The sequence below is a fragment of the Myxococcus sp. MISCRS1 genome (assembly GCF_026626605.1).
In the GTDB taxonomy this organism is placed as follows: Bacteria; Myxococcota; Myxococcia; order Myxococcales; family Myxococcaceae; genus Myxococcus; species Myxococcus fulvus.
In genome coordinates this window covers 740,940-754,977 of sequence record NZ_JAPNKB010000001.1, presented here as the reverse complement: position 1 = coordinate 754,977, position 14,038 = coordinate 740,940, and the positions used below count along the sequence as shown (strand labels likewise).

The following is a 14,038-nucleotide window of genomic DNA, read 5'->3' as shown; positions in this document are numbered from 1 at the left end:
GGAGGGTGCTCGGTTGGCTGCTTCACGAGCTCTTGCCGCGAACGACGCCTGGTGCACGGGGGGCGGAGGGCGTTCGGGATGGATCCGCGTCGTCGTCCCGCCCCGGGAAGGTGGTGGGGGGCGTGTGGCGCGCGAACTGAGTGCCTTCCGGTGGACAGTAGCCGTGGGCGAGCTGGGCGAACCAGGGGTTCAGCGTCGAGGAGAGCGGCTCGGGCGGGGGGCCCTCGTCCTCGTCGGGGATGGGGTCCGCGTCGGCTTCCTGGAGGTCGTCCTCGTCGTCGACGAGCTGGGCGGCGCTGCTGGCGGAGACCTCGGCGTCCTCGACCTCGTCGCTGCTGATTTCGTCCGGTTCATCGTCCAGACGTGGGCGCGAGTGGGGCGGAGTGGGGCCCGCCTCCTCGCCATCCTCGATGGCGTGGGCCTCGTCCTCGGAGATCTCCTCCGGTTCGTCCTCGGCTTCGGGGGACCTGATGGCGGGCAGGCCGGGGCGGGACGCGGAGGTGTCGACGGGCTCCAGTCGAGGGGGCCCGTCGATGGACAAGAGGCGCGGCGGCCGCTGCCGGGGAACGGGCGGCGGGGCGCTGGTGGCGCGAGGGGGGAGGGAGGGGGGCCGGTCGGCGTCGCTGGAGGGGCTGAGGACGGGAGGTCCTCGGTCGGTGTCGGGCGGCGGCAGGTCGCCCAGCAGGGAGGACTTTCCGACGGAAGGGGTGCCGGCTCCCGGGGTGAGGATGGGCGGAGGGCGATCCGGGTCGAGCGCGCTGCCGCGTGATCCGCTGCGCGAGAGGTCGGGCGGCGGGCTAGGACGGACGAGCGGCGGGAGCCGATCCGTCTCACCCGTGCGAGGACGTTCCGGTTCGACGATGCCGGAGGGGCGCGGGGTGTTGCGATCCGGGTCCGTGGAGTGACCGCGAGCGGTCAGCTCCGGCAGGGCGCTTCGGACCGAGGGCCGCTCCGAGTCGGGATTCGGGACGCGCACGGAGGCCCGTTCGGGCTCGGGGACCGTCGGAGTGCGCCCGGAGGGCCGTTCCGGGTCGGGGACGGGGGTGCCTCGGACGGAGGGGCGCTCCGAGTCCACACCCGTGCGTCCGTTGGGACGCTCGGGTTCAGGAGCCGGCGTGCCTCGCGCGGAGGGACGCTCATCCGTGATGGAGGGTGTACGCCCGGAGGGACGCTCGGGTTCAGGAGCCGGCGTGCCCCGCGCGGAGGGACGCTCATCCGTGACGGAGGGTGTACGCCCGGAGGGACGCTCGGGTTCAGGCGCGGGCATACCCCGCGCAGAGGGACGCTCGGGTTCGGGCGCGAGAGTGCCTCGGACGGAGGGACGTTCGGAATCCACCCCCGCGCGCCCGTTGGGGCGCTCCGCGTCGAGGAGTGGCGTGCCGCGAACCGAGGGGGGCTCGGAGTCAGTTGTCGCGCCCGCGCGCCCCGCGGGACGCTCCGGATCCGGTACGGGCGCACCACGAACCGACGGACGCTCTGAGTCGACTCGCGTCGATCCGCGGTCTCCGTCGGGTGAGCCCTTCGTCTGCGGAGTGAGCGGCGCCATCCGACGCGACGGTGTCTCGACCCGTGCGGACGTGCTCCGACTCGCGAGCACCGAGCGCGCGGGGATGATCGGAGTCGGTGCTGGTGCGTCGTCCTCCGCTCGCGAGGCGAGAGGGCTGCGAACAATGGGCGTGGGCGAGGGCGGCTCGTCGAACGGCAGCGGCGCGGGCGCCTTGACGATGGGGGTGGGCGAGGGCGGCTCGTCGAACGGCAGCGGCGCCGGCGCCCGGACCACCGGCGTCGGCGAGGGCGGCTCCTCCCGCGTCGAATGGCGGCCGTTGGAATACGGCCCCCCGTCCCGCGCCATCGCGCCCCGGTCATCCTTCAACGAGGCCGGCATGCGGATGATGGGCGTGGGGGACGGCGGCTCATCCATCGGAAGCGGAGCCGGCGCGCGAACCACGGGCGTCGGCGACGGAGGCTCCTCGGCGCGCTCATCACGGGCCTCCTTCCCGCCCGGTTCCTCGCGCGACTCGCCCGGGAACCTCGCCGATTGTGACTCCACGGGCGTCGGCGCCGGTGGCTCATCGCCAAGCCGGGGCGTCCCATGCGGCGGGACCTTCGACAGCCGCTCCTCCGCCGCGTCCTCCTCGCGTGCATCCTCGCGACGAGGTGAGGCTTCAGGCGCGTCCTGCTCCGGCTCCTCGGGCTCCGTCGTGCGACGGGGCGTGACCGGTGTCGGATCCGGAGGGATGCCCTGCGCCGTCACCGGCGTGGGCTCGGAAGTCGTCGGGGCCGAGGTCGACGAAGCTGCGCCCGGAGTCGACGTCTGTGCGGCGCGCTCACGCAGCGGCAGCCCCATGACGACGGGAGGCTCGATGGGTCGCGCGTCCGGCTCCGTCTTGATGAGCCGCGTATCGAACCCGTCCTCGAGCACCATCCCCATCACCACGGGGGGCTCCTCGGCGGCCACCTCGGACGGGGGCTCGGCGGGCTTCTCCTCGACGGGGTCTCGCTTCGCCGGCTGCGGAATCTTGATGCGCCCGCTGTCGGGCGGCAGCAGCGACGCGAGCCGGCTGGTCGGCGTGCCCGTCACCATCGTCGCCGCGGGCAGGTCATCCTCGCTCCGGCCCGACACGGGGACCGAGCGCTTGTCCAACAGCGAGTCGTAGATATCCAGCAGCTGCCCGCGGATGACCCCCGCGTCGAGCGCCGACTCGGCGTGCTCCCGCGCCCGCTGCCCCAGCTCGATTCGCCGAGGAACGTCGCGCGCCAGCTCGACGATGCGGGCCGCCATCGCCTGGCTGTCGCCGACGGGGAAGAACACCGCCGCGTCCGCCGGGATGAGCTCGCGGCACACCGGCAGGTCGGCGGCGATGATGGGCCGGCCCGCGGCGCAGTACTCGGACACCTTCGCCAGCGGTCCGCCCTGCAGCCGGTTGCGCTCCACATCGTCGAGCGCCAGCACTCCCACGTCCGCCAGCGCCAGCACCTTCGCCACGTCGTCGTGGTGCACCGGCGGCTGGAACTCCACCTGGTCCTTCAGGCCGAGCTCCTTCACCAGCTCGTCCAGGTGCGGCTGCCAGTCCGGGTGCTGCGCGCCCACGAGCGTCAGCCGCACCTCCACCTGCTTCGCCGCCAGCGCCACCGCGCGCAGCAGCGTGGGCAGCCCCTGCCAGCCCACGTGACTGCCCAGGTACATCAGCCGCAGCGGCTCCCCATCCGGAGCGCCCAGCACGTCGGGCGAGAAGGGCCCCAGGTCCACGGGGGCGCGCACGACACGGATGAGGTCCTCGCTCGCGCCGAGGGACTGGATGTACGAGCGCGTCGTCTCGGAGCCGGTGATGATGCGGTCCGCGTTCATCAGGCAGAACAGCTCCTGCCTGCGGACCTTCGACAGGAAGCGCCGGTCGCCCTCCGTCTGCGGGTGCGTGTAGCGCAGCTCCTGGGACGGGAAGGTCTGCGCCTCGTAGATGAGGCGGTAGCCGTAGTCCCCCTTGAGCTCGCACAACGCGTAGCCCCCGAAGGGGTCCGTGAAGTGGGCGAGCGCATAGTCCTCGCTCTCGAGCTGGCGCCGGACGGCCCGCTCGAAGGCCTGGATTCGCGAGGCGAGGTCCCCCGAGCCTACCGGCACGCGCAGCAGCCGAGCGCCCTGGTACTTCTCGATATGGGAGTGGTCAGGCGTCTTCGCCGATAGCACCACCACAGAGAAGCGGTCGGGCAACGCCTTGAGGTACTCGGTCAAACGGCGTGACGAGCCGGATGGGCCGGGGATGACGTCGAAGCTGCACAGGAGCAGTCTGGGCAGGTCGCTCAAAGCGGGGGCAGAATACCCAGCCGCATCGTGGGTGTCATCGGTTGATGAGAAGCTGAGGGGGTCGGGCGACGAACACAAGCAATGCTGGCACGTTGACCCTCCAGTGCCAGCGACCTAAAGGCGAACGGTGCCTATGGACGACCTCAAGAGCGTCACCGTCGGCTCCCTGCGAGAGCTGGCTCGGAAGCACCTGGGGAGCGGATACAGCAAGCTCAAGAAGGAAGAGTTGATCGCCGCCCTGGCCGCCTTCGTGCCCGCGCTGGCGAAGCTCGCCCGGCTGGCGGGCATCAGGATTCCCGGGAAGAAGGCCGCCGCGAAGAAGGCCCCGGCTGAAAAAACTCCGGTCCCGGCGAAAATCGCGACCCGACCCGCTCCGCCGGTGAAGGCCGCCGCGGCCAAGGCTCCAGCGCCGGCGTCCAAGACCGCCAGGGCCCGGCCCCCCACGAAGGCGGCGCCCCTGATGAAGACCGCCGCGTCGAAGGCCCCGGCCGTGTCCGCCAAGGCCAAGGCCCCGACGTCTCTCGGTGGCGCCACGAAGGACGCGCTGGCCTCGAAGCGGGCGACTCGGGCGTCCCCGGTGACGGTGGCGAAGGCGCCCGCCGAGTCGAAGCCGAAGCCAGGTCGTTCCCGGGCGGAGGAGCCCTCGGAGCAGGGGAGGGTGTCCGCACCCAAGCGCGTGGCCGCGAAGCGCGCCTCCGAGAAGCCCGGCAGTCCTCCCTCGGCGCGGCCCGCGCAGGTGGTGAACTTTCCGCCCAAGCCTCGAGCGCCTCGTGAACCCGCGAGGGCGGAGGCCGAGGGCTCGGCACCCACGCCTTCGGCGCCGATGGGCGCCCCCGAGTCATCCCAGGCGACGCCGCCCGCACCTGCTCCCGTCGAGCAGCATCGCGCGGAGCCGGTCATCGAAGGCTTCTTCGTCGCCCGTGTCGCTGGCGAGAGCGAGGCCCGACGTCATCACCTCCAGGAGAAGGTCGAGCACCCGCCCGTGTCCGCGGAGCGAGGCGAGGGACACACTTCCGCGCGGGATGCGCTGCCCTCCGAGTACCAGGACGACACGGTGTTGCTGCTCGCGAGAGACCCGAACACGCTCTTCGCGCTCTGGGACTTCAGCGCCGCGACGCGGACGCGCGCGATGCGTGACCTCGATTCCCCTCGCGCCGTGCTGCGGGTCTTCGACGGAGACGCGCTCGTGCGCGAGCTCGACTGCGTGCTCGAGACGCGCGGTTACTACATCCACGGGCTGCCCTCCGGACGTCTGTACCGCATCGAGGCACACTTCCTCGGGCGCGATGGTCGTTCGCGTAGAATCGGTGGTTCCAGCAACCGGGTTGCACTTCCTCCGGCGGGCGTGTCGACCGACACCTCCGTGCGGTTCATGCGTCGCCCGGTCCCCGTGGAGCCCGAGGCGCCTCCCGTTCCCAGGCGCCAGGTGCCTCCGGTGGAGGAGCGCGAGTACGTCACGTGGCATCGCGTGGAGCTGCCAGGAAGCGCGGGGATGAAGGACATCCCCGTCGTCCACCGCGAGCGCTTCGACGTCGAGGGTGTGCTTCCAGGTGAATCCTCGGGCCCGCACCTCGCCGGCATCGGACGCGCGCCGGGAGCCTCGGATCAGCGTTACGTCGCCTCGCAGCGCTACCTCGAAGCCCAGGCTCGGATGGCCGGGGCCTCGGACATGCGCTACGCGGAGCAGCCGCCCCTCGCGCCTCCCGCGCCGCGCACGCTCGTGTATCTCGAAGTGGGGCCGCCGCGGGCTCCGGGGGCTTCGGACCAGCGATATCAGTCGCCCTCGGTGGGCAGGCTCGAAGGCGCCCGTCCACCCGTCGAAGGTCCTCGCCCCACGTATGCGTATCTGGAGGTCGGTCGAGCTCCTGGCGCATCGGACATGCGCTACATCGACGTCGCGGGTGGCACCGCGCCACCGTCGCCGTCCGACCGGAGATACTTTGAATCGCCCCCGCGCGCTCCGGGCGCGTCGGACATGCGGTACTTCGATGCCTCCGCGCACGTCCCCGGAGCGTCCGGCTGGCGCTATCTGGAGTCACCTCCGAGAGCCTCGGGTGCATCGGATTGGGCCTACAGCGACGCCGCGGGCTGGCAGTACCTCGTGTCACCTCCACGCGCGCTGACCAGCTCGGACTTCATGCCCCTCGCGTCGCCCGTGGTCGTTGCGGGGCCCCGTCATGGCGATGTGGCGGCGTCCCGCCACGTCGAGCCCAGCCCGCGAGCCTTCGAGGCCTCGGACCTGCGCTATGGGGACACGTCCTCGCGCGAGGGCCCGGACCTTCACCAGGGCCCTGGGGTGTCTGGTGCGGCCACACCGGCGAACAGCGAGGCGCCACGGGGTACCCGAGAGCTCCCCGGCGCAGGGACGCCCACCTCGCCGGAGTCCGGCTACTTCGAGGCACGCCCACGAGAGACTCGCGAGCCCGCGCCGCCGCGACACGACGAGCCCGCGTCGGTCATCCCCGTGTCGGGCTTCTTCGACGCGCCTTCCGGGTCGTCGGACGCCAGGGACCGCGCCGCCTCCGAGCGCGTCCTGGAGGTCAGGAGTCCTCCACCCGCTGTCTCGAACGAGCCCTCGCATCGGAAGCCGCCCTCGGGCGGCGGCCGCTCGTGAACCTCCACGGACCTCCCGACCGACCATGAGCCTGGGCTCCCTTTCTCTCGTCCTCCACGCGCACCTGCCGTTCGTCCGTCATCCCGAGCACGAGGACTTCCTCGAGGAGGACTGGCTCTACGAGGCCATCTCCGAGACCTACCTCCCGCTGCTGCTCGCGTTCGATTCCCTGGCGGAGGATGGAGTCCCGTTCCGCCTGGCGATGACGCTGTCGCCCACGCTCGTCACCATGCTGCGCGACGAGCTGTTGATGAAGCGCTACGCGAGGAAGCTCGAGCAGCTGTGTGAGCTGGGCGAGCGCGAGGTCCATCGCACGAGGACCGACGCCACCTTCGGTCCCCTGGCGCGCTTCCATCGCGACCACTTCGAGTCGCTGCGCCGCGCCTTCCATGACCGCTACCGGGGAGACCTCGTCTCCGCGTTCCGCCGACTCCAGGACGCGGGCCACCTGGACATCCTCACGTGCAACGCGACCCACGGCTTCCTGCCGCTGATGCAGCAGGTGCCCGAGGCCGTGCGCGCGCAGGTGTCGGTCGCCGCCAACCACTACCGGCAGAACTTCGGGAAGGACCCCGCGGGCATCTGGCTGGCCGAGTGCGGCTACTTCCCGGGCCTGGAGCGCGTGCTCGCCGCCGAGCGCATCCGGTACTTCTTCGTCGACACGCACGGCCTCACGGACGCCACGCCGCGCCCGCTCCACGGGCCCTACGCGCCCATCTTCACCGAGGCCGGCGTCGCCGCGTACGCGAGAGACCCCGAGAGCAGTCAGCAGGTCTGGAGCTCCGAGTACGGCTACCCCGGCGACCCCGAGTACCGCGAGTTCTACCGGGACATCGGCTGGGACCTGGAGCTGGACTACATCCGCCCGTACATCCAACCCACGGGGGACCGGAAGAACACGGGCTTCAAGTACTACCGCATCACCGGCAAGACGAACGACAAGCAGCCCTATGACCCCGCGCGAGCCCGCGCACGCGCCGAGGTCCACGCCGGCAACTTCCTCTTCAACCGGCAGCGGCAGCTCGAGTACCTCGCCTCGCGGCTCGGGGGCCGCAAGCCCGTGGTGGTGGCCCCGTACGACGCGGAGCTCTTCGGCCACTGGTGGTTCGAGGGGCCGTGGTTCCTCGAGTCCTTCATCCGTCAGGCCGCGCGCGCCCGGTCCACCTTCGACCTGGTGACGCCGGCGGACGACCTGCGAGACCACCCCGAGAACCAGGTGGCCACGCCGCCGATGTCCTCGTGGGGCGCGGGCGGCTACGCGCACATGTGGCTGGACGACAGCAACGACTGGGTCTACCGCCACCTGAACCACTGCGCTCGGAAGATGGTGGAGCTGGCCCGGGACTTCCCGGAGGCCACCGATTCGCAGCGCCGCGCGCTCAACCAGGCCGCTCGCGAGCTGCTGCTCGCCCAGAGCTCCGACTGGGCCTTCATCATGAAGACGGGCACCATGGTGGACTACGCCAAGCGCCGCACCCAGGAGCACGTGCGCCACTTCCTCCGCCTGCACGACGAGCTGCGCGCGGGTACCCTGGACGAGCCCTGGCTCACCGGGCTGGAGGCGCGCGACAACGTCTTCCCGGAGCTGGACTACCGCCTCTACCAGCCCGGCTGACACCACGTTCCGCTGGATGACCGCCCACAGGCCGTTTCGCTTGCGGGACCGCATTTCGGCTTTAGCTTGGGGTGCATATGAACCGTTCTCCCGTCATGTTCCGCAGGGCCCTGGTCGGCGCGCTCCTGCTCGCCGTCCCGTCGGTCTCCTGGGCCCAGGCTCCGGCGCAGACCGCGCCGGGCAACCTCCAGCCCGCGACGCGGGAGGCGCAGGCGCTGCCGTCGCTGGCCCCGCTGGTGGAGTCGGTGAAGTCCGCCGTCGTCAACGTGGACGTGCAGGCGCGCGGGGGCGGCGGTCCCCGGGGCATGGGCGGTGGCATGGATGACAACCCGCTCTTCGACCGCTTCTTCGGCGGCGGGAGGGGCGGGCGGGAGCCGCTGCGCCAGGGCGCGGGCTCGGGGTTCATCATCGAGCCGACGGGCATCGTCCTCACGAACAACCACGTGGTGGAGGGCGCCGTCTCCATCACCGTGCGCCTGGATGACGGGCGCTCGTTCGCCGGCACCGTGGTGGGCAGGGATCCGCTGACGGACGTCGCGCTGGTGAAGCTCAAGGACAAGGTGGAGGGGCTGCCCACGGTGAAGCTGGGCGACTCGGACGCGCTGCGCGTGGGGGACTGGGTGGTCGCCATCGGCAACCCGTTCGGCCTGGCCTCCAGCGTCAGCCTGGGCATCGTCTCGGCGCGCGCCCGCGACATCGGCGCGAGCCAGTACGACGAGTTCCTCCAGACGGATGCCGCCATCAACCCGGGCAACTCCGGTGGTCCGCTGTTCAACATGAAGGGCGAGGTCGTCGGCATCAACACGGCCATCGTCGGCGGTGGCACCGGCATCGGCTTCGCGGTGCCCAGCAACCTGGTGAAGGCGCTGGTGCCGCAGCTGGAGAAGGACGGCTCTGTCACGCGCGCGTGGCTGGGCGTCGGCATCCAGGATTTGACGCGCGACCTGGCGGGCGCGCTCAAGCTGCCCGTCACCGAGGGCGCCATCCTCACGCAGGTGAACCCGGGCTCTCCCGCGGCGAAGGCGGGGCTGAAGTCCGACGACGTCGTCACCGCCATCGACGGGCAGCAGGTGACGTCCAGCGGCCAGCTCACGCGCACGGTGGCGCTCAAGCGGCCGGGCAGCACGTCCACGCTGACGGTGTTCCGCGAGGGCAAGAAGCAGGACGTGAAGGTGACGCTCGGCACGCGGCCGGACCTGGAGGGCGTGGCCGCTCGCAAGCAGGAGGGGGACGAGTCGCAGGAGAGCTCCCGCCGCGTGGGCGTCAGCCTGCAGAACCTGGATGCGCGCACGGCGCAGCAGGCGGGCTTCACGGACCGCCAGGGCGCGCTCATCACCGACGTGGTGCCTGGCTCTCCCGCGGACCGCGCGCAGCTCGAGGCGGGCATGCTGGTGGTGGAGGTCAATCGCAAGCCGGTGGCCCGGGCGGATGACCTGGCCAAGGTGATTCGCGCCGCGCCTGCGGGCAGCACGCTGCTGCTGCGCGTGACGGGGCCGGGTGGTGGCCGCCTGCTGCGCGCGCTGCGCGTGCCGTAGCGGGGGGATGGCGCACATGAGCGTCAACTACGTCTCGCTCGGAGACAGCACGGCGGTGGGCGTGGGCGCGACGCGGGGAGGGGGCTATCCGGAGCGCCTCGCCTCGCGGTTGCGCCGTGATGGCCTGTCACTCGGCTTGACGAACCTGGGCGTCAGCGGCGCGCGCATCCGGGATGTCTTCACCGGCCAGGTCAAGGCGGCGGTGGCCGCGCAGCCGACGCTGGTGACCCTGGGCGTGGGCACCAACGACCTCTGGCGCGGCACCGCGCTGGAGGACTTCCGCGAGGACCTGGAGCGGATCGCTCGCAGGCTCAAGCAGACCGGTGCGCCGCTCGTGCTGGTGAACATCGCGGACATGGCGCTGGCGCCGATTGCGCGGATGGTGCCGAGCACCCTCTACGAGGGCCGCATCGAGCCCTTCAACGCCGCCATCGCCGAGGTGGCGCGCGCGGAGGGGCTGCACCTGGTGGACCTGCACTCGGCCAGCCGTGAGATGTTCCCGCGCTCGGCGCACTTCTTCTCGCAGGACGGGTTCCATCCCTCGGAGGAGGGGTACGAGGAGTGGGCGGACCTGATGCTGCCCACGGTGCGCACGCTCGTATCGCGCTGAAGCGGTGGGGTACCCCGGTTTCAGGCCTTGGCCACGCCACCGGGAGGCGTCGACGCGGCGGCCTCCGCGGGAGGCGCGTGGGGGCCGCGCTCACGGCCGGGGTGGATCTCCATCCCCACCTCGAACGCCGTGCTGCGGTTGCGGCCCGTGCGCTTGCTGCAATAGAGGGCCGCGTCCGCGCTGTCGACCAGGCCCTCCTGCGTGGAGGCGTCGCTGGGGAAGTGGGCCACGCCGACGGAGACGGTGACGTGTCCTCCGGGCAGCCCCGGCTGCGAGAGCACCAGGTGCTCCGCCACCGCGCGCCGCAGCTTCTCCGCCACGTCCATGGCGTCCTGCTTGGTGGTCTGTGGCAGCAGCAGGACGAACTCCTCGCCGCCGTAGCGCGCCAGCGTGTCCACCTTGCGCACGCGCGTGCGCAGGATGTCGCAGACGCGGCGGAGCGTCTCGTCACCCACGCGGTGGCCCGCCAGGTCATTGAGGCGCTTGAAGTGGTCCACGTCCACCATGAGCAGCGCCAGCGGCGTGCCGAAGCGCTGCGCCCGCGCCAGCTCCAGCTCCATGCGCTGGAACAGGTGGCGCCGGTTGGGGACCCCTGTCAGCGGGTCCGTCATGGTGAGCTTCACCGTCTCCGCGTGCAGCCGCGCGTTCTTCACCGCGGCCGCGGCGATGTCCGCCACGGCGGTGAGCAGCTCGATTTCGCCTGCGGAGAAGCTGGCGATGTGCGGCCGCTGGAAGTTCACCACGCCCAGGAGCGTGCCCGCGTGCACCATGGGCACCGCCAGCAGCGCGCCCGTGTTCAGCGCGTCCGCCGACAGCCCGCGGCGCGCGAAGATGCTCGTCGGGTCCGCCACGTCCGGCAGGTACACCGCCTTGTGCGTCTGCGCCGCGCGTCCACACGCGCCCTCGCCCAGGGCGAAGGTGAGGCCCTCGGAGCCACGGTGCTCCGGCCACGCCTGCCGCACCTCCAGCGCGCCCTCCGGGTTGAGGAGCATGATGGAGAACTCGGGGATCTGCAGCCGCTCCACCACCAGCCGGGTGACGCCGTCGAGCAGCTCGTCCAGCTCCAGCGTGTCGTTGAGCGAGCGGGTGATGTCGAACAGCAGCGACAGCTCCCGCAGGCGGTCCTCGAGCTCGTCCTTGAGCGCGAGCTTCTCCTTCACCAGCTCCAGATCTCGGTGGGTGTCGATCTCCTCCGCCTTCATGGCGGTGAGCCGCGCGAGCATCTGGTTGAAGGCGGCGCCCAGCCGGGCGATTTCATCCGTGCCGCGCACGTCCGCGCGCACCAGCAGGTCTCCGGCCTCCGCGCGCCCCATCGCCGCGCTCAGCCGACGCAGCGGCCGCGTGAGGTTGAAGTGCAGCGAGAGCGCGATGACCAGCGCGAGCAGGATGGCGAACAGCGCCATGGACGCCAGCGCGCCGCCGAACACGTGCGTGAGCTGCTGGTGCAGCGCGGGCTCCAACATCCGCATCTGCAGCACGCTCTCACCAGGGACCTCGCCGCGCGTGTGACAGCCGCCGCACTCCGGTCCGCCCAGGGGGCGCACCACCTCCGTGACGCCGTCCGCCGAGCGCGCCGTCTCCGGCCCGGGGCGGGTGAGCCTGGCGGCCTCGCGGTGCCTGGTGCCCACCTCGGACGGGTTGCGAGACCAGCGGATGATGCCGTCCGCCGTCAGCACGCGCACGTCCTCGACCGAGCGGAACAGCCGCGTGTCCGAGTGCAGCACCTCCGTCACCGCCCCGTGCGCCGGGGCGCCAGGAGGCTGCGGCAGCATGAAGGTGGAGGCGACGAACTCCGCGAGCGCGAGCGACTCCACCTGCGTGGCGTCCTGCACCGCCACCCGGGCCTCGCGCCAGAAGTGACCGACCCCCAGCAGCGCCACCACCAGGCCCGGCAGAGCGATGCTCCAGAGGAGCTTCCGGCCTACGGTGTCGGGACCCAGGGGCATGGCGCGTTCGCGTCACTTCGTTCGAAAAGACGACACTCGTTTCACGAAGAGTCCGCGGAATTGTCAATGGGCTGACGCGGACTGTCAAACGTACTTCCATGGGAAATTTATCATTCCGTTGGCGCATCCGGCTGGCGCGAGCCGACGTCCGCGTGCGTCGCGCGGGGAGGGGAGGTTAGAAGAGGCTTCCCCATGTCGATTGAGTTGCTGACGTCCCGACTCCTGCCAGTCCCTCACGGCTTCGCGACGCGCGCGGGGGGAGTGTCCGAAGGCCCGTTCTCCTCGCTGAACCTGGGCTTCTCCACCGGAGACGCGCGCGAGAAGGTGGAGGAGAACCTGCGCCGGCTCGCGGGCGCGGCGGGGGCTCCGCTGGGCGCGCTGTCCCGCGTGTCACAAGTGCATGGCGACGTGGTGCTGGAGGCGCGCGTCGAGCAGGTGGATGAAGCCCTGCGGCCGGTGGAGGGCGAGGCGGACGCGCTGTGGACGCAAGTCCCTGGCACCTGGGTGGCGGTGGGGACGGCGGACTGTGTGCCGGTGGTGTTGGTGGACCCGGACGGGCGGCGCGTGGCGGCGATCCACTCGGGGTGGAAGGGGACGGACCTGCTCATCAGCGCGCGCGCCGTGGAGGCGCTGGTGGCGCGGGGGGCCCGGCCGGAGCGGCTGCTCGCGGCGGTGGGGCCTTCCATCCAGCGCTGCTGCTACGAGGTGTCGCGGGAGCTGGGGCAGCGCTTCACGCAGCGCTTCGGCGCGGACGTCGTGGAGGTGGAACGCTCTGGCCGCGTCCGGCTGGACCTGAGCCGGGCGGTGCGGAGGTCGCTGGTGGGCGCGGGGCTGCGGCCGGAGCACGTGGACGTGCTACAGGCCTGTACCGCGTGCGAGCCCTCGCGGTTCTTCTCCCACCGCCGTGACGCGGGGCGCACCGGACGGCACCTGAACCTGGTGGTGAACCGGTTCTAGGGGCGGCTTCCGGCCGTTTTCTTGACGCTCTTGGACGTGCCTTCCTATCCTCGCGGGGGAATTCCCTTGCGTCCATCGAGGCCCGTGCTCGCGCGCTCCGTCATCTTCCGCCTGCTCGTCGCCGCGCCGCTGTGCGCGCTGTGCGCCTGTGCCAACAACGCCGCCTCCCAGGCGGACGTCGGGGCGCTGACGGCCGAGGTGCGCGCGCTGCGTGAGTCGCAGTCCCGGCTGGTGGAGCGGTTGGAGCGCCTGGAGGCCCACGCCGCGGTGGACCGCGCGCGCACGGCTCCCAGCGCCGCCCGGCCCGCTTCCTCCGCGACGGTGCCCGTCACGGCGGTGGAGTCGGGTGGGGCGCTGATGTCCACGCCGGAGCTGTCCGTGGTGAAGCTCAAGCCGCGCTTCGAGCCCGCGCCCAGGCTGAACACGCAGGTGGCGGTGGTGGAGCCGGACTCCGAGCAGATGGAGATGTTCATCAGCCCGGTGGGCGAGGACTCCGCGCCCGTGGCCTCCATCTCCTCCTCGGGCGGCGCCACCATGGTGAGCACGCGGGGCGAGGACCCCGCGGACCAGCCGGACCCGGACGTGCTCGACGCGGACTACGAGAAGTACGTGTCCATGCTGCGCACCGGCAACGTGGAGGGGGGCGTGCAGCGCCTGCGCCGCTTCTCCGAGGAGAACCCCCGCCACCCGCGCGCGGACAACGCGCTGTACTTCAGCGGGCTGGGGCAGATGGGGCTCAACGACTTCAAGGACGCCGCCAGCACGTTCGAGCGGCTGATCGCCACCTATCCCGCCGGGGACGCCGTGTTGGACGGCATGCTCCGGCTCGCCGAGTGTCGGGTGCGGCTCAACCAGGCCGCGGATGCCCGGGCTCTCTACACGCGCGTCGTCACCCAGTTCCCGGGGACGGCCGCCGCCACGCAGGCGGAGCAGCGGCTCGCCGCGCTCTCGCAGTGAAG

Annotated in this window: 8 protein-coding genes; 6 read left to right on the top strand and 2 right to left on the bottom strand. The window is 71.7% G+C overall.

Annotated features, from left to right (window positions below; translation table 11 throughout):
- Positions 1-22: 22 nt before the first annotated feature.
- A complete protein-coding gene (locus tag OWM54_RS02720; RefSeq protein ID WP_267696542.1) occupies positions 23-3,802 on the bottom strand; it encodes a glycosyltransferase in 3,780 nt (1,259 codons plus the stop codon).
- A gap of 133 nt (positions 3,803-3,935) precedes the next feature.
- Between OWM54_RS02720 and OWM54_RS02715 the strand changes: the two genes are divergently transcribed.
- The 4 genes from OWM54_RS02715 to OWM54_RS02700 all read left to right on the top strand — a co-directional run bounded on the left by OWM54_RS02715 (position 3,936) and on the right by OWM54_RS02700 (position 10,176).
- Positions 3,936-6,416 (top strand): DUF4912 domain-containing protein, encoded by a 2,481-nt coding sequence (locus OWM54_RS02715; RefSeq protein WP_267696541.1) that lies wholly within the window; start codon positions 3,936-3,938, stop codon positions 6,414-6,416.
- A 25-nt stretch (positions 6,417-6,441) separates the two neighbouring features.
- Entirely contained in the window at positions 6,442-8,031 is a 1,590-nt protein-coding gene (locus tag OWM54_RS02710; RefSeq protein WP_267696540.1) for a glycoside hydrolase family 57 protein, read from the top strand.
- A gap of 77 nt (positions 8,032-8,108) precedes the next feature.
- Positions 8,109-9,566, top strand: a complete 1,458-nt coding sequence (locus OWM54_RS02705) for a trypsin-like peptidase domain-containing protein (RefSeq protein ID WP_267696539.1) — start codon at positions 8,109-8,111, stop codon at positions 9,564-9,566.
- Positions 9,567-9,582: 16 nt separating this feature from the next.
- On the top strand, positions 9,583-10,176 hold the full coding sequence (locus OWM54_RS02700; RefSeq protein WP_267696538.1) for an SGNH/GDSL hydrolase family protein: 594 nt from the start codon (positions 9,583-9,585) through the stop codon (positions 10,174-10,176).
- A 20-nt stretch (positions 10,177-10,196) separates the two neighbouring features.
- On the opposite strand, the gene OWM54_RS02695 is transcribed toward OWM54_RS02700, so the two are convergent.
- Positions 10,197-12,122 (bottom strand): sensor domain-containing diguanylate cyclase, encoded by a 1,926-nt coding sequence (locus OWM54_RS02695; protein WP_267696537.1) that lies wholly within the window; start codon positions 12,120-12,122, stop codon positions 10,197-10,199.
- A 192-nt stretch (positions 12,123-12,314) separates the two neighbouring features.
- Between OWM54_RS02695 and pgeF the strand changes: the two genes are divergently transcribed.
- Positions 12,315-13,079 carry a peptidoglycan editing factor PgeF gene (pgeF, locus tag OWM54_RS02690; protein ID WP_267696536.1) on the top strand — a complete coding sequence of 255 codons (765 nt, stop codon included), beginning with the start codon at positions 12,315-12,317 and terminating at the stop codon, positions 13,077-13,079.
- An 84-nt stretch (positions 13,080-13,163) separates the two neighbouring features.
- The gene (locus OWM54_RS02685) at positions 13,164-14,036 is read left to right on the top strand and encodes a tetratricopeptide repeat protein (protein WP_141332706.1); all 873 of its coding nucleotides are present in this window, start codon (positions 13,164-13,166) and stop codon (positions 14,034-14,036) included.
- Positions 14,037-14,038: the final 2 nt, after the last annotated feature.

Excerpts from the sequence above, each read along its gene's own strand:
- OWM54_RS02715 (WP_267696541.1), top strand. The coding sequence starts at position 3,936 with ATGGACGACCTCAAGAGCGTCACCGTCGGCTCCCTGCGAGAGCTGGCT.
- OWM54_RS02710 (WP_267696540.1), top strand. The coding sequence starts at position 6,442 with ATGAGCCTGGGCTCCCTTTCTCTCGTCCTCCACGCGCACCTGCCGTTC.
- OWM54_RS02705 (WP_267696539.1), top strand. The coding sequence starts at position 8,109 with ATGAACCGTTCTCCCGTCATGTTCCGCAGGGCCCTGGTCGGCGCGCTC.
- OWM54_RS02700 (WP_267696538.1), top strand. The coding sequence starts at position 9,583 with ATGAGCGTCAACTACGTCTCGCTCGGAGACAGCACGGCGGTGGGCGTG.
- OWM54_RS02695 (WP_267696537.1), bottom strand. The coding sequence starts at position 12,122 with ATGCCCCTGGGTCCCGACACCGTAGGCCGGAAGCTCCTCTGGAGCATC.
- pgeF (WP_267696536.1), top strand. The coding sequence starts at position 12,315 with ATGTCGATTGAGTTGCTGACGTCCCGACTCCTGCCAGTCCCTCACGGC.